General features: G+C 71.6%; 15 protein-coding genes and 1 pseudogene. 3 read left to right on the plus strand and 13 right to left on the minus strand.

The genetic code is table 11. The features are described 5' to 3' along the window. Window positions 1-2: 2 nt before the first annotated feature. The 7 genes and pseudogenes from IEY88_RS11275 to IEY88_RS11305 form a co-directional block, all read right to left on the minus strand. Window positions 3-698 (minus strand): annotated as a pseudogene (locus tag IEY88_RS11275) (ABC transporter ATP-binding protein); the annotation flags it as partial. Then, window positions 695-2,521, minus strand: coding sequence for a dipeptide/oligopeptide/nickel ABC transporter permease/ATP-binding protein (locus IEY88_RS11280; protein ID WP_189154639.1), 1,827 nt, complete (start codon window positions 2,519-2,521; stop codon window positions 695-697). The gene IEY88_RS11280 and the pseudogene IEY88_RS11275, both read right to left, overlap by 4 nt. Next, the gene (locus tag IEY88_RS11285; protein ID WP_189154640.1) at window positions 2,509-2,685 is read right to left on the minus strand and encodes a hypothetical protein; all 177 of its coding nucleotides are present in this window, start codon (window positions 2,683-2,685) and stop codon (window positions 2,509-2,511) included. Before IEY88_RS11285 ends, IEY88_RS11280 begins: the two co-directional genes overlap by 13 nt. Further along, complete coding sequence (locus tag IEY88_RS11290) at window positions 2,685-3,632, minus strand: ABC transporter permease (RefSeq protein ID WP_189154641.1); 948 nt, start codon at window positions 3,630-3,632, stop codon at window positions 2,685-2,687. Before IEY88_RS11290 ends, IEY88_RS11285 begins: the two co-directional genes overlap by 1 nt. After that, on the minus strand, window positions 3,629-5,197 hold the full coding sequence (locus tag IEY88_RS11295) for an ABC transporter substrate-binding protein (RefSeq protein ID WP_189154642.1): 1,569 nt from the start codon (window positions 5,195-5,197) through the stop codon (window positions 3,629-3,631). Before IEY88_RS11295 ends, IEY88_RS11290 begins: the two co-directional genes overlap by 4 nt. Further along, window positions 5,194-6,042: a serine hydrolase gene (locus IEY88_RS11300; protein ID WP_373294091.1), complete on the minus strand. Its 849-nt coding sequence runs from the start codon at window positions 6,040-6,042 to the stop codon at window positions 5,194-5,196. The genes IEY88_RS11295 and IEY88_RS11300 overlap by 4 nt, the downstream gene beginning before the upstream one ends. Then, entirely contained in the window at window positions 6,042-7,418 is a 1,377-nt protein-coding gene (locus tag IEY88_RS11305; protein ID WP_189154644.1) for a serine hydrolase domain-containing protein, read from the minus strand. The genes IEY88_RS11300 and IEY88_RS11305 overlap by 1 nt, the downstream gene beginning before the upstream one ends. A 236-nt stretch (window positions 7,419-7,654) precedes the next feature. On the opposite strand from IEY88_RS11305, the gene IEY88_RS11310 reads away from it, so the two are divergent. Both IEY88_RS11310 and IEY88_RS11315 read left to right on the plus strand, forming a co-directional pair. Beyond that, a complete protein-coding gene (locus tag IEY88_RS11310; RefSeq protein ID WP_189154645.1) occupies window positions 7,655-8,386 on the plus strand; it encodes an ABC transporter ATP-binding protein in 732 nt (243 codons plus the stop codon). A gap of 3 nt (window positions 8,387-8,389) precedes the next feature. Continuing rightward, a complete protein-coding gene (locus tag IEY88_RS11315) occupies window positions 8,390-10,867 on the plus strand; it encodes an FtsX-like permease family protein (RefSeq protein ID WP_189154646.1) in 2,478 nt (825 codons plus the stop codon). A gap of 50 nt (window positions 10,868-10,917) precedes the next feature. Here IEY88_RS11315 and IEY88_RS11320 read toward each other — a convergent pair whose 3' ends face one another. Both IEY88_RS11320 and IEY88_RS11325 read right to left on the minus strand, forming a co-directional pair. Next, window positions 10,918-11,844 carry a hypothetical protein gene (locus IEY88_RS11320; RefSeq protein ID WP_189154647.1) on the minus strand — a complete coding sequence of 309 codons (927 nt, stop codon included), beginning with the start codon at window positions 11,842-11,844 and terminating at the stop codon, window positions 10,918-10,920. Window positions 11,845-11,979: 135 nt separating this feature from the next. Next, complete coding sequence (locus IEY88_RS11325; protein WP_189154648.1) at window positions 11,980-13,296, minus strand: cytochrome P450; 1,317 nt, start codon at window positions 13,294-13,296, stop codon at window positions 11,980-11,982. A gap of 437 nt (window positions 13,297-13,733) precedes the next feature. Here IEY88_RS11325 and IEY88_RS11330 point away from each other — a divergent pair, with 437 nt between their 5' ends. Further along, a complete protein-coding gene (locus IEY88_RS11330; RefSeq protein WP_189154649.1) occupies window positions 13,734-14,471 on the plus strand; it encodes a class I SAM-dependent methyltransferase in 738 nt (245 codons plus the stop codon). On the opposite strand, the gene IEY88_RS11335 is transcribed toward IEY88_RS11330, so the two are convergent. From IEY88_RS11335 to IEY88_RS11350, 4 genes are read right to left on the minus strand one after another with little or no spacing between them, the layout of a single operon-like run. Beyond that, a complete protein-coding gene (locus IEY88_RS11335) occupies window positions 14,472-15,221 on the minus strand; it encodes a DUF899 family protein (protein WP_229693281.1) in 750 nt (249 codons plus the stop codon). A gap of 48 nt (window positions 15,222-15,269) precedes the next feature. Further along, window positions 15,270-16,238 carry a hypothetical protein gene (locus IEY88_RS11340; protein ID WP_189154651.1) on the minus strand — a complete coding sequence of 323 codons (969 nt, stop codon included), beginning with the start codon at window positions 16,236-16,238 and terminating at the stop codon, window positions 15,270-15,272. A 30-nt stretch (window positions 16,239-16,268) separates the two neighbouring features. Beyond that, the gene (locus tag IEY88_RS11345; RefSeq protein WP_189154652.1) at window positions 16,269-17,855 is read right to left on the minus strand and encodes an ABC-F family ATP-binding cassette domain-containing protein; all 1,587 of its coding nucleotides are present in this window, start codon (window positions 17,853-17,855) and stop codon (window positions 16,269-16,271) included. After that, a complete protein-coding gene (locus IEY88_RS11350) occupies window positions 17,848-19,458 on the minus strand; it encodes an ABC-F family ATP-binding cassette domain-containing protein (RefSeq protein WP_189154653.1) in 1,611 nt (536 codons plus the stop codon). Before IEY88_RS11350 ends, IEY88_RS11345 begins: the two co-directional genes overlap by 8 nt. Window positions 19,459-19,647: the final 189 nt, after the last annotated feature.

The following is a 19,647-nucleotide window of genomic DNA, read 5'->3' on the forward strand; positions in this document are numbered from 1 at the left end:
TCCAGCCTCGTGTGACGCCTCGGCGCGGCCGCGAGCAGCTCGCGCGTGTACTCGTGCCGTGGATCCCCGAGCACCTGTTCCGCGGGCCCCTCCTCCACGATCCTGCCTTCTTTCATGACCGCGATGCGGTCGCTCACGTACCGCACGACGGCGAGGTTGTGCGAGATGAACAGCATCGAGAGGCCGAGCTGTCGTTGCAGGTCACGCACCAGGTTCAGCACCGCGCCCTGCACGGACACGTCGAGCGCGGACGTGATCTCGTCGGCGATGACGACCCTCGGCTGCCCGGCCAGTGCCCTGGCGAGCGCGACCCGCTGCCGTTGCCCGCCGGAGAGCCTCGCCGGCAGGGAGGTCGCCCGGCCGGGGTCGAGGTTCACCAGTTCGAGCAGCCGTGCGACCTCGGCCTTCTTGTCCTTGCGCCTCGGCATGGCCTCGGCGATCGAGTTCCCGATGGTCATCCGCGGGTCGAGCGACGAGTACGGGTCCTGGAACACCATCTGGACCCTGCCGTCGGTCGTGACGTGGCCGCTGGTGGGCTTGCGCAGGCCGACGGCGGTGGCGGCGAGCGTCGACTTGCCCGACCCCGACTCGCCGACGAGGCCCACGACCTGCCCCGACGGCACGGTGAGGCTGACGTCGTCGACCGCCGTGTGGTGGCCGAAGCGGACCGTGACGTTCGTGAAGCCGAGTGCGCTCATCGGACACCTGCCAGTTCGCTCTCGGACTTCCAGCACGCGACCTGGTGGCCAGGCTGGAAGCTCCTGAGTTCGGGTTCTTCTTCCCAGCACTGGTCGGTGGCGAGGGGGCAGCGCGGTGCGAACGGGCAGCCCTTGCCGATCTCACCGGGTTCCGGCGGCCGGCCGGGGATGACCGCGAGCGGCGCGTTCCGGTCCGTGTCGAGATCGGGCACGGCTTTGAGGAGTGCCGTCGTGTACGGGTGCCGCGCGGCCGTGAACAGCTCGTCGGTCGGCAGTTCCTCGACGATCCGGCCCGCGTACATCACGAGGACCCGGTCACAGGTCTGCGCGACGACGGTGATGTCGTGGCTGATCAGCAACACCGCGGCACTGCGGTCCTTCCTGATGCGCGCCAGCAGCTTCAGCACCTCCTTCTGCACGGTGACGTCGAGCGCGGTGGTGGGTTCGTCGGCGATCACCAGCTGCGGTTCGCCCATCAGCCCCATCGCGATCATCGCCCGCTGCCGCATGCCCCCGGAGAACTCGTGCGGGTACTGCTTCGCACGGCGTTCCGGATCCGGGATCCGCACGGCCTTCAGCCGGTCGACCGCCTTGTTGAACGCGGCCTTGCGCGTGAACCCCTGGTGCACCTCGGACACCTCGGCGAGCTGCCGCCCGATCCGCTTGGTCGGGTTGAACGACGTCATCGGGTCCTGGAACACCATCGCCAGCCGCGTGCCCAGCTCGCGGTCGGGAGTCTTCTCGAGCGGCTTTCCGTTGAACTGCAACGTGTCCGCGGTGACCGTGCCGGGATGCTCGACGAGCCGGGACACGGCCAGCGCGGTGAGGCTCTTGCCGGAGCCGGACTCGCCGACCACGCCGATCATCTCTCCGTTGTGGACGGTGAACGACACCCCGCGCACCGGCGTGATGCCACCGGGGAACGTGACGTGCAGGTTCCGCACGGTCAGCAGCCCGTCCTCGGGCTCCTGCCCGCCGGCCCGCGGTCGCGGGGCCACCGCACCTCGCGGCTGGTCGCGGTGACCGGCCGCGGCGGCCTCGCCGAACAGGTTGAACGCGAGTCCCGCGACCACCACGGCGATCGCCGGCCCCAGCGCGGGCGCGGGGGAGATGTAGATGCGGTTGAGGCCCTCGCCGAGCAGCCGCCCCCAGTCGTAGGAGGGCGCCTGCACCCCGATCCCCAGGAACGACAGCCCGGCGAACGCGGTCAGCGCCGACCCGGCCGCGAGGGTCGCGTTGATGACGAGCGGCTCGGCGATGTTGGGCAGGACGTGCCGCGTCAGCAGCCGGAACCGCCCCACCCCGCACACCTTCGCCGCCGCGATGAAGTCCCGCCCGCTCACCGAGGCCGTCAGCGTCTGGGTGAGGCGCGCGAACGACGGCGCGATCGCGAACGCGATGGCCAGCACCGCCCCGATCGTGCCGGTGCCGAAGATGACGGCGAAGAACAGGGCCAGCAACAGCCCTGGGAAGGCGACGGCGATGTTGACCGCGGACGTGACGATCCTCGCCGCCCACCTCGGCAGCACCGAGGGGATCGAACCGAGCACCAGCCCCGTCGTCACGCCGATGACGGTCGCCAGCAGCGCGAGGCCGATGGTGAGGCGGGTCGCCACCAGGACCCGGTAGAAGATGTCGCGGCCGAGCTGGTCGGTGCCGAGCAGGTGGCCGGCGGACGGGCCCTGCTGGAGGGCGTCGGTGTCGATGGCGGCGGCCCGGTCACCCCAGAGGATCGGGGCGAAGATCGCGAGGGCGACGAGGACGGTGAGGAGTACGGCGGACGAGGCGCCGACGGGGGAGCGGAGGACGGTCAGGCGGCGCACGCGGCCTCCCCGGAGACGAGGTTCGTGCCGGGGGAGCGTGGGATGGCCGGGTGGCGCGCGAGACCTCCACGGGTGTCCACAGAGGACCGCGGGTGCAGAGCTGGGCGCATCACGCCTTCCCTGGAGCCGGGCCGCGTGCCCAGCGGGCGCTGAACCGGGCGCATCACGCCTCCCTGATCGTCGAACGCGGATCGAGCAACGCCAGCACCACGTCCACCACCAGGTTCACCAGCAGCACCCCGGCCCCGTACACCAGCACGATGCCCTGCACCGCCGGGTAGTCCTTCTGCTGGATCGAACCGACGATGGTCGACCCGAGCCCTGGCCACGCGAACACGTTCTCCACCAGCACGGTCCCCGCGACGAGGGCGGCGAGCATCATGCCGCCCAGCGTCAGCGTCGCCGTGACGGCGTTGGGCAGCGCGTGCCGCACGTACACCAGCCGGGCCGGCAGGCGCTTGGCCCTGGCGGTGCGCACGTAGTCGTTGCCCAGCACGGAGAGCAGCTCCACCCGCACGATCCGGGCGAGCACCGCGGCCGGGCCGATCGCGAGGGCGAGCACCGGCAGCACCCACGAGCCGGACGCGTCGTTGCCCGCGACGGGGAACAGCCCGAGCTGCACCGCGAAGAGGCTCACGAGCCCCACCGCGAGCAGGAACTCCGGGATCGCCGCCAGCACCACGCTGGACGAGGTGAACGCCAGCTCGCCGCCACGCCGGCGGCCGCCCTTGGTCAGCACCGCCATCCCGACGCCCACCGGCACCGCCACGGCGACCACGACCAGGAACGCGAGCACCGCCAGGTGCACGGTGGCGGGCAGGCGGTCGCCGATCAGCGACGCCACGGGGGTGCCGCTGATCAGCGACGTGCCGAACTCGCCGCGGAACAGGCCGCTCAGGTAGTGCCAGTACTGCACGGGCAACGGGTCGTCGAGGCCCAGCGCGGCGCGGCGGGCCGCGACGAGGTCCGGTGGCGCGGCGAGGCCCAGGGACTCGCGGACCGGGTCGCCCGGGATCAGGTGGATCATCAGGAAGGCCGCGGTCACGAGCACCCACAGCGAGGTCAGGAAGCGGAGTGCCCGCCGCCGGGCGAACGGGGCCCAGCCCGTCATGAGGCCAGCATCCGGATCGAGGTCGGGTCGAGGCTGTCGCTGATCGTGAACTTCGCGCCCTTCACGAACGTCGGCACGACGGCGTCGTAGTACGGCACGAAGCTGGCGTCGCGGACCAGGGCCGCCTCCGCCCTGTTCCAGTGCTCGCAGCCCTCCGCGCCGGCCAGGGACGCGGCCTGCTTCGACGACGCGGTGAACTCGGCGTTGTCGATGTGGCCGAAGTTCACGCCCTGCGGCGGCACCGGTCCCGAGGCGAACGGGACGAACTGGCTCGGCAGCGACAACGTCAGCGGCACCATCGACGCGTCCCACGCGCCGGTGCCGAACAACGTCTGGTTGATGCCGGCGGCGTCGACCGGTGCGATCTCCACGCGCACACCGATTCCCTGCCACGCCTGCTGCACCAGTTCGGCGGTCGCCGTCAGCGTCGGGCCCAGGACGGTCGGCTGGAGCAGCTTCACCGTCAACTGCTTGCCGTCCTTGGCCCGCGTGCCGTCCGACCCGGCACGCCAGCCCGCCGAGTCCAGCGCGCCCGTGGCGGCCGCCTTGTCGAACGGGGGCAGGTTCGGACCCACGTTGTCACCGGTGCAGGGCCGGGGTTCCACCGTCACGAGGCTCTTGGACGGCCTGCCCTTGCCGTTGGTCAGCACCTTGCCGACCTGCGCGAGGTCGAGCGCCTGGACGAGCGCGCGCCGCACCGCGGGATCCTTGCCGGGGTGCCCGTCGGCCTGGTTGAACGACAGCGTGCCGAGCGGGGTGGCGTTGTCGACGTGGTCGAGCTTCTGGGCCAGCAGGCGTTCCTGGTCGGGGCCCGCCACGGTCGCGGCGGTGAGCTGACCGGACAGGAAGAGGTTCACGGCCGTCGTCTCGTTGGCGATCACCCGCACGACGACCTTGTCCGGGAGACCCTGCTGGTCCTTCTGCCAGTCGCCGGGTCCCCACGCGAAGTCCTTGCGCCGCTCCAGGGTGTAGTGGTCGTTGGGCACGATCTCGGAGATCTTGAACATGCCCGTGCCCTGCTCGCCCTTCGCCAGCAGCGAGCGGTCGCTCAAACCCTTGGCGCACACGATCGGCAGCGTGCCGGCGTTGGTCAGCAGGAACGCGTCCGAAGCGCCGCTGGTGACGGTGACGGTGCGGGTCGCCTCGTCCGCCTTCGCCGTCGTGCCGGGGGCGACCTGGAGTCCGGCGAGCGGCGACTTGTTCGCCGGGTCGCCGACGAAGTTGATGTTCGCGGCGACGTCCGCGGCGGTCAGCGGCGCCCCGTCCGCACACGTGACGCCCTGGCGCAGCGTGAAGGTGGCCGTCGTGACGGTCGCCTCCCACTTCTCGGCGAGCCCGGCGACGATGTCACCGTTCGACGTGCGCTCGATCAGCCTGCCGTAGAGGAACCGCCCGACCTGCCGTGCCGCTGACAGCACCGTCAGCGCGGGGTCGAGCGTCCCCGGATCGGCGCCGATGGACATCGTGAACGTTTTGCCCTCGGCCAGGTCCTGGCTGCCGGACTGGGCCGACGTTCCGCATCCGGCCAGGACCACGGCCGCGAGCACTGCCACCGCACGCTTCATGACGTCCTCCGGATCTCGTCGACGGCGAGGCGTCCTGCCCGGCCGATCACCGCGTCGGCGGCGGGGTCGCGCAGGTCGAGCGACTGCGAGCGGGTGAACACCGCGACGGCGTAGCCGCGGCCGTCCGGGTAGGTGACGACGCCGGCCTCGTTGCGGACGCCCGGCAACGTGCCGGTCTTGGCGGCGACCCGGACGTCGGCGGGGAAGCCCGAGCTGAGCCGGTGCGGCCAGATCTGCTGGGCCATGATCGACCGGACCCGTTCGCACGCCTCGGGTGCGGCCGCGCGGTCGGTCCAGATGGCGTCGAGCAGGGAAGTGATCTCCCTCGGTGTCAAGGAAGTGGTGCGTTCGGGGTCCACAATGGACAGCTTCGGGACCAGGACCGGGTCGGTCATCGCCTCCTCGACGTCCTCGGTGCCGAGGTCCGCGACCACCGAGGCGAACAGGTCCTCGCAGCAGCCGAGGATCCTGGTGCGCGGCAGCCCGGCCACGACCGCGTCGACGGCGGCCTGCCCGACGCGGTGGAAGACGACATCCGTCGCGGCGTTGTCGCTCATGGTCATCATGAACAGCGCCAGGTCGCGCCAGCTCATCTCGACGTCGTCGGCACACCCCGCGGTGCCGATCCCGCCGATGCGGTAGCGGGACGTGACGCGCGTCCGTTCGGTCTCGTCGAGCCGTCCCGCCGCCACCTCGGCCGCGTAGGCCACGGCGACCGGGATCTTGAACACCGACGCCAGCACCACCGGCTCGTCCGCGCCCAGTCCGGACTCACGACCGTCCGCCCCGATCTCGCGGGCGTGGACGAACCCCTCCACGCCCGCCTCGGCGAAGGCCTCCGCGATCACCGGTCCACCCTGCGGTCCGCACGGCCGGTGTGCAGGAACAGCGCCCGTCCGGTGCCGTCGTCACCGACGAACGCGTGCGGCATGTGGATGCCCATGACCGGTTCGGCGGCGACGAGCGTGTCGTCGCGCCACGGCACCAGCTCGGTCTTGCCGGCGGACTCCGGGCTCAGCTCGGCCATGATCCCCTTCGGGATGACCTCCATCCAGATCCGGCCGTCCCCGTCCTGGGTGACCACGCGCTCGCCGACCGCCGAGACGTACACGCCGGTGAACCGCTCCCCGTCGACCTTCGGCGGTTCGGTGGCGGGCTCGGGCATCGCGGGCAGTTCGACGCCGGCGAGCTCGCGCAGCACGTGCCGGAAGATCGCCTGGTACAGGTCGACGGTCTTGCCGCCGTTGGTCAGCAACGCCACCGCGACGCCGTGCTCGGGAACCAGCCGCAGGAAGGCGTTCTGCCCGATCGTGCCGCCGTCGTGCCCGATGACCGTCGCCTGCGGGTAGTGGAACAGCTCCCAGCCCAGCCCCCACGCGTCCCCCATCAACGCCAGGTCGGGCACCTGCACCTGGACCTGCCGCATGGCCGTGACGCTGGCGGGCGACAGGATGCCGGCACCGTCGTTCATGTGCATCCGCGCGAACTTCAGCAGTTCGCGCGGGCTCATGGCGAGCATCGAGCCGGCCGGTGCGTTCGAGCGCACCAGGGCCCAGACCGGCGCCACCTGCGGCCCGGTTTCCTCGTCGTGCGTGAGGTGCCCGGCTGCGGCGCGGTGCAGGATCGCTTCGTAGGCGTCCGCGGCGGCGTGGGTCAGGCCGAGCGGTGCGAACAGGTGCTCGCGCAGGCAGTCGTCGTACGACTTGCCCCGCATGACCTCGACGATCCGGCCGAGCACGCAGTAGCCCGCGTTGTTGTAGCTGAACATCTCGCCGGGCGCGAAGAGCTGGGGCGTGTCGTGCAGCGTGGCGACGTACTTCTCCACGCAGTCGTCGCCGCGGCCGGTGTCGGTGAAGAGGTCGCCCTCGAAGCCGGACGTGTGGTTCATCAACTGCCGCACCGTGATCCGCGCGGCGGCGTCCTCGTCGGCGATGGCGAACTCGGGCAGGTAGTCCCGCACGGGCGCGTCGAGGTCCAGCAGGTCCTCGTCGACGAGCTGCATCGCGAGCGTCGTCGTCCAGACCTTGGTGATCGACCCGATCTGGAACAGCGAGTCGGTCGTCGTCTCGACGCCGGTGTTCTTGTTGAGCACCCCGGCCGCGGCCTCCGCCACGTCGTCGCCGACGGAGACGGCCACCGCCGCGCCCGGCACCCCGTGCTCGGCCAGCAGCCTCGGGAGGTTCTCCCGCAGCCAGTCGTTGATCTCGTTGAGCTTCGACATGCGCGCGCCCCATCCAGGTCGACGTGACTCCGGTCACCGGCAACGCTAGGTTCGGCGCCCCGGCGGACACCTCGTCGCAGCCGACGAATCTGGCCTCCGCGATCTGTCCCCGCCGACGAACCGCGCGGGAGGTGGAGCCTGCTCCACCTCGGTCCGGGCAGCCTGCGTGATCGATCGCCGCGGGGTCGCGGAACTAACTTCTTGGTCAGAAGTCGTTGCGAGCCAAGGAGAACGTGATGAGGGCAGACGCGCTGTCGCTGCAGGCGGTGCGGAAGGTGTACGGCTCGGGTGGTGGCGCCGTCACCGCGCTGGACGAGGTCACCGTCGCCATCCGGCGGGGCACGTTCACCGCCGTGATGGGGCCGTCGGGCTCGGGCAAGAGCACCTTCCTGCACTGCGCGTCGGGCATGGACCGGCCGACGTCCGGGCGCGTGCTGCTCGGCGACACCGACCTCGGCGGGTTGAAGGAGGCCGCGCTGACGCAGGTGCGGCGCGACCGGATCGGCTTCGTCTTCCAGGCCTACAACCTGCTGCCGTCGCTGACCGTCGAGCAGAACATCACGCTGCCGCTGCGCCTCGCGGGCCGTGCGGCGGACCGGGGCTGGCTGCGCGAGATCGTCGGCCGCGTCGGCCTCGACGGGCGCCTCGACCGGCTCCCGGCCGAGCTGTCCGGCGGCCAGCAGCAGCGCGTCGCGATCGCCCGCGCCCTGGTCGCCCGGCCCGAGGTCGTGCTGGCCGACGAACCGACCGGCGCGCTGGACTCCCGTACGGCACACCAGGTGCTGAGCCTGCTGCGGTCCATTGTGGACGACATGGGGCAGACGGTCCTGATGGTCACGCACGACCCGGTCGCCGCCTCGGCCGCGCACAGCGTGCTGTTCCTGGCGGACGGACGGCTCGCGGGTGAGCTGGTCTCGCCGACGCCGGAGAAGGTCGCCGAGCGCATGACGCACCTGGGGGAGTGGTAGGCCGTGCTGACTCTCGCCTGGCAGACCGTCAAGGCCCGCACCAGCGGGTTCATCGGGGCCTTCGTCGCCATCCTGTGCGGCACCGCGCTCGTCGCGGCCTGCGGGATCCTGATGGAGTCCGGGTTCCGCGGCGGCGTCCCGACCCAGCGCTACGCGGCCGCCGACGTGGTCGTCACGGCCGACCGGACCGTGCGGCCACCCGGTGGCGACGTGATGGCGTTCGAGCACGCCGCCGAACAGCCTTCCCTTCCCGCCGCGCTGGTCGCGAAGATCGCGGCCGTGCCGGGGGCGCGCGCCGTTCCCGAGCAGACCTTCCCGGCCGTGGTGGTCGGGAAGGACGGGCAGCCCCTCGCCGGCAAGCCGTCCTTCGGCCACAACTGGGACTCCGCCGTGCTGGCGCCGTTCACGTTGAAGGAGGGGAACCAGCCGAAGCAGGGCGAGGTGGTCCTGGACTCGGGTCTCGCGGCCGAGGCGGGGGCCGGCGTCGGTGCCGACGTGCAGGTGATGACCCGCTCGGCTCCCGTGACCTACCGCGTGTCCGGCGTCGCCGAGGCGGCCGGGGAAGCACGCCAGGCCTCCCTCTTCTTCAGCGAGGCCACGGCGACCGAACTCGCCGGGAACCCCGACCGCGTGAGTGCGATCGGCGTGCTGGGTGCCCCGGCGCAGCGGATCGAGGACGCCCTCGCCGGCGACAACGTCACCGTGTCTGAAGGCGCCGACCGCAGCGCCGCCGAGTTCGACGACGTCAGCCAGACCAAGTCGATCCTCGCGATCCTGGCCGGCTCGTTCGGCGGGTACGCGGTCCTGGTCGCGATCTTCGTCGTGGCCAGCACCCTCGCTTTGACCGTCGAGCAACGCCGACGTGAGTTCGCCCTGCTCCGGGCCGTGGGCGCGACGCCGCGGCAGATCCGCAGGCTGATCGGCGTCGAGACGACGGTCGTCTCGGTGATCGCCGGGGTGCTCGGCAGCCTGCTCGGCATCGGGGTCAGCCAGGGACTGCGCGCCGCGTTCGCGAGTATCGGCGTGGTGCCGGCCGACTTCGCCCTCTCGATCAGCCCGATTCCGCTGGTCGCGGCCCTGTTGATCGGTGTGGGCGCGGCGCGGCTCGCGGCCTGGAGCGCGTCGCGCAGGCCGTCGTCGATCAACCCCGTCGAGGCGCTGGGCGAGGCCGCGGTGCAGAAGCGGGACGTCGGCAAGGTCCGGCTGGCCATCGGCTGGGGCCTCTTCGTGCTCGGGCTGGGTGCGACGGTGGTGCCGATGTTCCTCGGCGGGCAGCTCGGCGCGGCGATGTCGGTGATGGCGGCGCTGGTGCTGATCATCGGCCTGACGCTCACCGGTCCGCGGCTGATCGGGGCGGCGGTCCGGGTGATCGCGCCGGCGCTGGCGAAGTCCGGCGTGAGCGGATATCTGGCCTCAGCGAACGTGCTGAAGAACTCGCGCAGGCTCGCGGCAGCGGTGACGCCGTTGATGCTGGCCATCGGGTTCGCGGTGGTGAACTTCTACAGCCAGACCACCCTCACGGCCGCCGTGCAGCAGCAGACCGAGCGGTCCATCACCGCCGACCACGTGATCACCGGCGTCATGGGCGTGCCCGCCGAGGTGGTCGGGCAGATCGGCGGCGGCACGGCCACGTCGCTGGTGCGCACCCAGGTGATCACCGCGAGCAAGACCGGCGACACCGTCGAGGTGCAGAGCCGCCCGGCCAACGGTCTCGACCCCACCGCGAGCGGCCTGGTCGACCTCGGCGTCGTCTCCGGCACCATCGACGACCTCAGGCCCGGCACGGTCGCGTTGAGCGACGCGCACGCCTCCTGGGAGGACAAGAAGATCGGCGACACGGTCGAGTTCTGGTTCGCCGACGGTCAGCAGGCGAAGCTGAAGGTAGTCGCGACCTACACCCACGACCTCGCGTTCGGCGACTACGTGCTCTCCGCCGCCGACGCCCGCGCCCACACCAGGGCCGGCATGGACAGCGCGGTGCTCGTGAAGTCGGCTGACACCACCGCGCTCAACGCACTGACCAGCCGTTATCCGGGCCTGCAGGTGACCGAGCGGGTCGCGGCGCAGGACCGCAGCGCCGAGCGGACCCAGTTCCTGCTCAACCTCGTCGCGGTCGGCGTCATCCTCGGGTACGTCGCGATCTCGGTGTCGAACACGCTGGTGATGTCCACGGCCGCCCGCCGCCGCGAGTTCGCCCTGCTGCGCCTCGTCGGCACCGGACGCCGGCAGATCGTCCGGATGATGCGGACCGAGGCGCTGCTCACGGTCGGACTGGCCGCGGTGCTGGGGTCGCTGGTGGCGGCGGTGCCGCTGGGCATGCTCGCGATCGGTCTCACCGGGAGCCCTCTGCCCGACGGCCCGATCCAGGTCTACCTGGGCGCACTCGCCGGGGCCGCGCTGCTCGGCGTCGTGTCGATCGCGGTGTCCACCAGGTTGTCGTTGCGCGCCAAACCCATCGACGCCATCGGCACCCGCGAGTGAACACGCGAAAAGGCCACCCGAGACCGGGTGGCCTTGTCGCGTGCGGGGGGTCAGCCCACGGGCGGGGCCATGTCGAACCAGTTGAAGCCCTCCACCAGCACCGTGGTGGTCGACGTCGAGCCCGCCGTGGTGAGCTGCCAGCGGGTCACGGTCCGGTAGGTGCCCGGCGTGAGGCTCTCGTCGGTGTCGGTGTCCGGGTTGTCGGTCACCGGGATGTACTCGTAGACGGACCTCTTCGTCAGCGTCGCGTTGACCGTCGCGGTCGAGGACTGGGTCTTCAGGTAGTCACCCACGCCGTGGTCGGCCGCCTTGGCCGGGTCGGTGTAGCGGACCTGCACGGTGTTGCCACCGAACGACCCCTCGACCGCCGTCAGCGTGACGAGGTGTCCGCCACCGCGCTGCAGGCTGTTCTGCGGGCCGGCCGAGTAGCGGCCGTAGAGCACCTGCAACGGGCCTCGGGCCAGCTTCTTCGCCATGTCGCCGCCGAAGTCCGCGTTGCCGTGCGGGCTGATGCCCTCGGTGGCGGTGCTCCACCCGGCGTCACGGGCGGGCTTGGTGGCGATGGTCCACGCGGTCCGCAGGTTGCTGAGCTTCGTGCCCTTGCTCGTGTACTTCGCGTCGACCCCGATCCGCCCGATCGAGTTGGTGATCACGCCGAAGTCGGCGGGGTCGTTCGGGTCGAGGTTCTTGACCTTCGTGGTCAGCCACCCGACCGGCGCGTTGCGGTCGTGCGCCCAGTGGTGCAGCACGTTGTACAGCGACGACGGCCCGCAGTAGGAGCCACCGTTGTTCTCCAGACCGGCGCGGTACTGGTCGACGTCGCTGACGCCGCACTGCTTCACCGAGAAGTCGGCACCCGCGAGGTCGGCGACCTTCACGCACGGCACCGGCTGGCCGATGATCGGGTCCGCAGCGGCCACGGCCGGCAGGGCGATGGTCGAGAGGGTGGCGGCGGCGATGATGGCCTGGCGGATCATGGTCTCTACCTTCCGTTCGCGGAATGCGTTGGTAGGCAAAGACTGTTCGATCGCGAGCACGAAGGCATGAGGGATGACCCCTCAACCCCAACGGGAAAAAGTTGGGTGTATCAGGCCATCCCCCACGCGCCTCCGCTAAAGAACCTGCTGGATCGGGCTGGGCTGCGTGCCGAGGTGCATCGGCATCGAATGCAGGCCGTAGACGATCGAGAGCTTGCGGAACGACAGGTCGCCCGGCGCGACCGCGAGGCGCATCTCCGGGAACCGCTTGACCAGGGCGGGGTAGGCGATCCGCAGCTCCATCTTCGCGAGCTCGGCGCCGATGCAGCGGTGCGCGCCGTAGCCGAACGCGAGGTGCTGGCCCGCCGCCCGCTCCGGCACGATCACGTCCGGGCTCGGGTACGCGCTCGGGTCGCGGTTCGCCTGGGACAGCGAGCACGCCACGATGTCGCCCGCCTTGATCTTCGTCCCGGCGACCTCGATGTCGTGCCGCGCGATCCGCAGGAACGCCACCGACACGACGCTGAGGTGCCGCAGCAGCTCGTCGACCAGCCCGTTCACGGCCTTCTCGTCACCGAGCGCCTGCTCGCGCAGGCCGGGGTCGCGCAGCATGGCGAGCGCGCCGAGCGAGATCATGCTCGCCGTCGTCTCGAACCCGCCGGTCAGCAGTCCGTCGGCGAGGCCCGCCAGCTCGTCGTCGCCCAGGTCGTCGCCGTGCTTGCGGACGAGCTCACCGAGCAGCCCGTCGGTCGGGTTGCGCCGCTGGGCCTGCACGAGCTCGCGGAAGTAGACGATCGACTCGGACACGGCCGACAACGACGTCGTGGCCGCACCGCCCAGGTCGAACCGCGAGACGCTGCGCCGCTGGAACTCCTCGCGCTCACTCGCGGGCACACCCAGCAGCTCGCAGATCGTGAGCGCGGGGACCGTCATCGCGAAGTGCTCGACGAGGTCGACGGGACCGTCCTTCATGGACATCAGGTCGAGCTGGTCCGCCACGATCTGCTCGATCCGCGGCACCAGCCGGGAGAGCCGCCGCATGGTGAACTCCGGCGTCAGCACCTTGCGCAGCCGCGTGTGCTCCGGCGGGTCGCTGAACCCGAGCCCGCCCGGTGCCTCGTCGGAGAACAGCCCCAGCTCGCGCAGGTGGCCGAAGTCGTTGCTGAACGCCTCGGAGTCCACCAGCACCTGCTTGGACGCCTCGTACCCCGTCACCAGCCACACCGTGACCGGGAGCGGCAGCCGTGTCACCGGCCCGTGGGCCTGCATCCGCGCCAGCTCCGGCACCGGGTCCAAGCCGTTGCGCCGCAGCGGGGCGAGCACGCGCGAGGGGACGAACCAGGACGACTCGAGGTCGAACCCGGTCTTGCTGAGGTGCGCGAGGAACCGCTTCCCCATCCACTCGGTCACGCGCGACCGGACGTCGGTCGCTGACTGCAGAACTTCCCACATGACGCGGCTGCCCTTCGGCGGAAAAAGGGTTACGAGCTGATGATGTCCATCGGAACGGACAATAACGACGCTGCCGCCCGCACGCGTCATCCCTGGGCCTAACGCGCCGTCATACTTTGGTCCAGATGTCGATCAGAACCGGTGCGGGCGGTGCGGAGGGCGTTCGAAACGGTACGGAGCGTCAACCTTCGCGCTGTGTCCGTGCGCCTGGACGTGTCCGGCACGGACGAACGCGCTGGGAGCGATCCTCCCAAATAGATCGAACTCCTGTCCGGCGGGTCCGGTGACAGGTCCGGATCCCGGGTCGTCCCCGCACATTCGGCCCTCCGGCCGGCGGACGGCGTTGTTCCCCGGAGAAACGGGTCTGTGACGTCGAGCACGAGCTCGCCGATCAACCCCCGCGCGCGGTCGCCACCCGCTCTGGCAGTGTCTGCGCCGTGACGAGCGCTGAGGACTTCGACCGCTGGTACGCCGATCGGGCCGCGTCGCCGCTGGCCGACGACCTGGTGCGGCGGACGCTCGGCCTCCCGCCGGACCTCGACTCGACCAGCCTGCTCGGCGGGACCGGCCTCGACGAGGTCGTGGCGGCGTTGCGCCTGGGCCAGGGCCGCGTGCTGCTGGACCTGGCCTGCGGCCGTGGTGGCTACGGCCTGGAGATCGCGCGCCGCACCGGGTGCCGGTTGGTCGGGGTGGACTTCTCCGCCGTGGCCGTCGAGCAGGCCAGGCGGAGCAGCGGCGGCGGTGACTTCCGCGTCGGCACGCTCACCGCCACCGGCCTGAGCAGCTCCTCTGTGGACGCTGTGCTCGTCGTCGACGCGATGCAGTTCGCCGAGTCCAAGCCGGACGCGCTGCGGGAGTGCCTGCGCGTCCTGCGGCCCGGCGGCCGGCTGGCCATCACCTGCTGGCAGCCGGCCGACCCGCAGGACGAACGGGTCTGGCGCCGCATCCGCGAGCTCGACCTCGCCCGCCAGCTCCCCGACGCCGGGTTCACCGACGTCGAGGTGACCGACCGTCCCGCCTGGCGCGAGCAGGAGAAGCGGATGTGGGAGGAGGCCCTCGCCACCGACGCGCCCGACGACCCCGCGATGGTCTCGATGCAGCAGGAGGCGCGGAGCGTCCTGGCCGGCTTCGACCGGAAGCGCCGCGTCCTCGCCACCGCGACCAGACCGCGCTGATCAGTGGCAGTGGCCCTGCCTGCCCAGGGTCTCGACGGCCCCCGCCCCCGGCCGGGTCCACTGCGGCACGGGCCTGCTGTCCTCGCCCCAGCTCGACTCGCCGTCCGCGTTCGTCCGCCAGAACCAGCCCGCCGGCCGTGCCTCCGGCCAGCCTTCGGGGTGCCGCTCCCACGCCTCACCGCGCCCGCGCACGGTCATGTCGAGCAAGTTCAGCGACCCGTTGACGCGCTCACAGCCGCGCCCGGTCGTGGAGTAGGTGAGGAACGTGCGGTCGCCGTCCCGCAGGTAACTGGTCAGGTACCCCATCTCGCCGCCGGCGGGACCGTCCGCCCCGCGCACCGAGTACCAGGGCTGCGTGTAGCCCATGAACTCGACGAACGGCGCCACCTCGTCCCACTCGCCGGTGGTCAGCATCGCGAACGACACCCCGCGCGCGTTGAGGTAGGCGGCGTTGTCGAAGTGCCACGGCACGTGCGTGCAGCCCTCGCACTGCCCCTGGTGCGGCGCGCCGTCCCACCACATGTGCTTGTAGACGACGAGCTCGTCGCGGCCTTGGAAGAGGTCGACGAACGGCACGGGCCCGCCGGCGCCGACGACCTCGACCTTCCCGTCGAACTCGACCATCGGCAGCTTCCGGCGTTCGGCCGCGATCGCGTCGCCCTCGCGGGTGTGGGCCTTCTCGCGGACCAGCAGCGCGTCCCGGGCCTGCTGCCAGGTGGCGAGGTCGGTGACGGGCGGGCGTCCGGTCATGATCATTCCTCCGTGGTGTGCGGTCGTCCTTCCACACCTACGTCGAAGCTAGGTCCGCCGTTTCGACATCTCACGCCGGGCGGCACCGGTGTCGAGCCAGAGTTCTTTCGGACGGGCCGGCAGCGGGTCGTGGCGGAAGTAGGGCTCCCACTGGCCGCCGGTCCGCGGCAGAGGCGCCGGAGCGTCGTTCGCGAGCCACCGCCACAGCTCGGCCGAGATCGGCACGACCGTCCCGGGCGCGGGCCACGGCTCGCCGGTCTGGGGGTGGCGGGGCACCAGCAGGAGATCGGTTTGGGCGGGCCGGCCCGGTCCGGCCAGCGCGAGAGTTCTCGAGGGCGCGCGCCGGCTCGGTCCGGCCGGCGCCAGGGTTCTGGAGGAGGCGTGCCGGCTCGGTCCGGCCGGCGCCAGGGTTCTGGAGGGGGCGTTTGGCGGTGTCCGCGCGTCGAGGTGGCTCGGGAGGGGGTTGGCCACGTGCGCGTCGAGGTGGCTCCGGAACAGGTCGGCGACCGGCCCGGCCGCGGCCACCACACGCGCGTCCCCAGCCGCGAGCAGCACGCGGGCGAGAGCGACCCCGGCAGCGATCCCCACACGCCGGGGCCACCACAGCTCGCTGTCGGTCAGCGGCGCGCTGTCCCAGTCGTCCGCCTCCCAGGCCCGCACCGGCTCCGGCTCACCGGCAGCCCGCACGGCACCGGGCACGAACCGCACCACCTGCCAGCGCGAACAGTCGTCCACGCGCGTCGCGACCGGCTGCCCGCACGCACACGCGAGGTTCGGGTCGAGTCCGTCCACCCCGCAGCACCAGCCCTCGGGGTGTTCGTCCACCCAGGACAGGCCACGCACGTCACCGGGACCGACGAGAGGGTCCCCCTGTGCGGCGTAAGTGCCCGGTGGCAGGAGCGACGGCGTGAACTCGGTGCTGTTCGCCCACTCGTAGTGCTCGTGGTCGGGCCGGTCGACCTGCCTCAACGGAACGGTCAGCGCCGCACCGCACGCCACGCACTCGAACACCACCACGGCACCATCATCCGGAGCCCGTCCACCGACTTAACCCGTCTCCCGAGTCAGCCCGACCTCCGCACCCCGCCACCTCCGCCGCAGCCACCGGTCGTGGCTCGCGACCACGATCGCACCCGGACCCGGCCCCAGCGCGTCCTCCAGTTCGTCGCACAGCGTGGGCGACAGGTGGTTGGTCGGCTCGTCGAGCAGCAGCAGGTGCGGCGGGTCCGCCACCATCATCGCCAGGGCGAGTCGGCGTTGCTGGCCGACCGACAACGTGCCGACCGCCTTGCCCAGGTCCCACTTGTGCAGCAACCCCAACGACTCCAGCGGCACCTGCGCGACCCGTTCGGCACCGAGCGCCCGGCCGTAGGTGCCTCGGGCGGTGAGGCGCGGGTTGGCGAACGACGTGTCCTGGTCGAGCAGTCCCGCCTTCAGACCGGGCTGCCGTCGCACGCCCTCGACGTCCAGCAGCCCGGCCAGTACGAGCAGCAACGTCGACTTGCCCGCGCCGTTCGGGCCGGTCACGAGCAGCCGGTCGCCGTCGCGCACGTCCAGGAGATCGAGCGCGAGCCGTCCGGGCACCCGGACCTCCCGCAGCGACACCAGGTCCTCGGCCTGCACCGCCACGACGTCGGGCTCGAACCGCAGCGGGCGCGGGGGAGCGGGCACGGCGTGGCGTTCCAGCTCCTCGAGGCGCCGCGTGGCGTTGCGGATGCGGCGGGAGATCTGGCTCTGCACGCGGTTCGCGCGCACGCCGTAGCCCATCTTGTCGCTGTCGCGCATCGCCCGGTTCGGCGCGACGCGGCCCGCGATCAGGCCGAGCGAGTCGCGCACCTCCGTCAGCTCCTCCTGCTCCTCGGCGTACCGGCGTTCCCAGCGGTCGCGGTCGGCGCGTTTCTGCCGCAGGTACTCGCTGTACGTGCCGCCGAACCGCACCGGCCCGTCCACAGCCGGGTCGAGGTCGACGAGGTCGGTGCACACCGCGTCGAGGAACGCCCTGTCGTGGCTCGCCAGCACCACGACGCCGGGCAGCGACCGCAGCTGCTCCTCCAGGAACGCGGCCGCGTCGTCGTCGAGGTGGTTCGTCGGCTCGTCCAGCAGCAACGCGGCCGGCCGGCGGATCACCAGCGCGGCCAGGTCGAGGCGGCGCCGCTCACCGCCGGACAACGACCCGAGCGTGCGGCCGAGCGCCACGTCACCGAGCCCGAGTCCACCGAGGACGATCCCGGCGCGGTGGTCCGCGTCCCAGGCCTCGTGCTGCTGCGCGAGCTCCAGGCGTTCCGAGTACTCCTCCAGGTACGCCGGATCGGCGACCAGCGCGCCCAGCCGGTCCAGCTCGGCCAGGTCTGCCCGTGCCTCGGCCAGTGCGTCGTCGAGGACGTCGGCGACGGTCGCCGAGTCCGGGAACGGCATCTCCTGGTGCAGGAACCCGAGGTCGTGCGGCCGCGTGACGACACCGCCGTCGGGCTGGTCGACACCCGCGAGCAGGCGCAGCAGCGTCGACTTGCCCGCGCCGTTCTCGCCGATCAGCCCGACGCGGCGGCCGGGTGCCGCGGTCAGAGACACCCCGTCGAGCACCCGCCGGCCGCCGAACCCGCGCACCAGCTCGGTGGCGACCAGTGCCTCAGCCATGCGAGGCCTCCAGCAGCCTGCCGCCGTCGAGGCGCAGCCGGCGGTCGATCCTCACCTCGCTCAGGAACCGCTCGTCGTGGCTGACGACGACGAACGCGCCCCGGTACGCGTTGAGCGCGCTCTCCAGCTGCCCGGCGCTGACCAGGTCGAGGTTGTTCGTCGGTTCGTCGAGCAGCAGCAGCTGCGGCGCGGGCTCGGCGAACAGGACGCACGCCAGCGTCGCCCGCAGCCGTTCGCCACCGGACAGCACCCCGACCGGCAGGTGCGCGCGGGCACCTCGGAACAGGAAGCGCGCCAGCAGGTTCATCCGCTCGGCCGGGGGCATCGCCGGGGCGAACGCCTCCAGGTTCTCCGCGACCGTGCGGGAGTCGTCGAGCAGGTCCAGCCGTTGCGATAGGTAGGCGACGCGACCGTCGGCCCGTTTCACGTCACCGCTGTCCGGCGTCAGCGAACCGTGGACGACCCGCAGCAACGTCGACTTGCCGACGCCGTTCGGTGCGGCCAGCGCGATCCGCTCCGGACCCCGGATCGCGAGCGAGAGGTCGTCGAACAGGTCCCGCACCCGGATGTCCGAGCCGAGGAACAACGTGCGTCCGGCCGGCACCGCGGTCTGCGGCAGCTCCAGGCTGATCTTCTGCTCGTCCTTCAGCGCCCGCTCGGCCTGGTCGAGCTTCGAGCGGGCCGCGCCGAGCCGGGCCGCGTGCGTGCCGTCGGCCTTGGCCGCCGACACCTCCGCGTTGCGCTTCATGTTGCCCGCGAAGATCCTTGGCAGGCCCGCGTTCGAGAGGTTCCGCTGCGCGTTGGACGCCCGGCGCGCGGCACGTTCGCGGGCCTGCTGCATCTCCCGCTTCTCGCGCTTGACCTCCTGCTCGGCACTGCGGACGTTCTTCTCCGCCACCTCGCGCTCGGCCGCCACGGCCTCCTCGTACTCGGAGAAGTTCCCGCCGTAGAAGCGGACCTCGCCGCCGTCGAGCTCCGCGATCCGGTCCATCCGGTCGAGCAACGCCCGGTCGTGGCTCACCACGAGCAGGCACCCGCGCCAGTCGTCGAGCACGTCGTAGAGCCGGTGCCGGGCGTCGAGGTCGAGGTTGTTGGTCGGCTCGTCGAGCAGCAGCACGTCCGGCTGCTTCAGCAACTGGGCCGCGAGCCCGAGCGAGATGACCTGCCCGCCGCTCAGCGTGCCGAGCACCCGGTCGAGCGCGAGGTCGCCGAGCCCGAGCCGGTCGAGCTGCGCGCGCGTGCGTTGCTCCAGTTCCCAGTCGGTGCCGATGGTGGTGAAGTGCTCCTCGCCGACGTCACCGGACTCGACGGCGGCGATGGCGCGCAGCACGTCCGCGACACCGAGCACCTCGGCCACGGTCAGCCCGGCGGTGAGCGGCAGGTCCTGCGGGAGGTAGCCGAGGACACCCTCGACGGACACGGAGCCCTCGGATGGCGCCAGAGTTCCCGCCACGAGTTTGAGCAGCGTCGACTTCCCGGCACCGTTCGGGGCGACGAGACCGGTGCGCCCGCCGGGCACCGAGACGGACAGGCCGTCGAACACGGGGGTGTCGTCCGGCCACGAGAAGGACAGGGACGACACGACGATGAATGCGTCGGACATGGGTGTGAGACCTCGGGAATGTGCCGCGCGCGGAACGACCACGCGCGTGGAGAAAAGGGGACGACGAAACGGCCATCAGCTGTCGATGGCCTGGCACATCCAGGGCTCACCCTGAGATGTCGTCTTCACCCACCAGCACGTCGAGCTCCTCAAGGAGGCGGTTGATCTCGCCGTCCACAGTAGCAGCGC

It is taken from the genome of Lentzea pudingi (genome assembly GCF_014646255.1).
GTDB lineage: Bacteria > Actinomycetota > Actinomycetes > Mycobacteriales > Pseudonocardiaceae > Lentzea > Lentzea pudingi.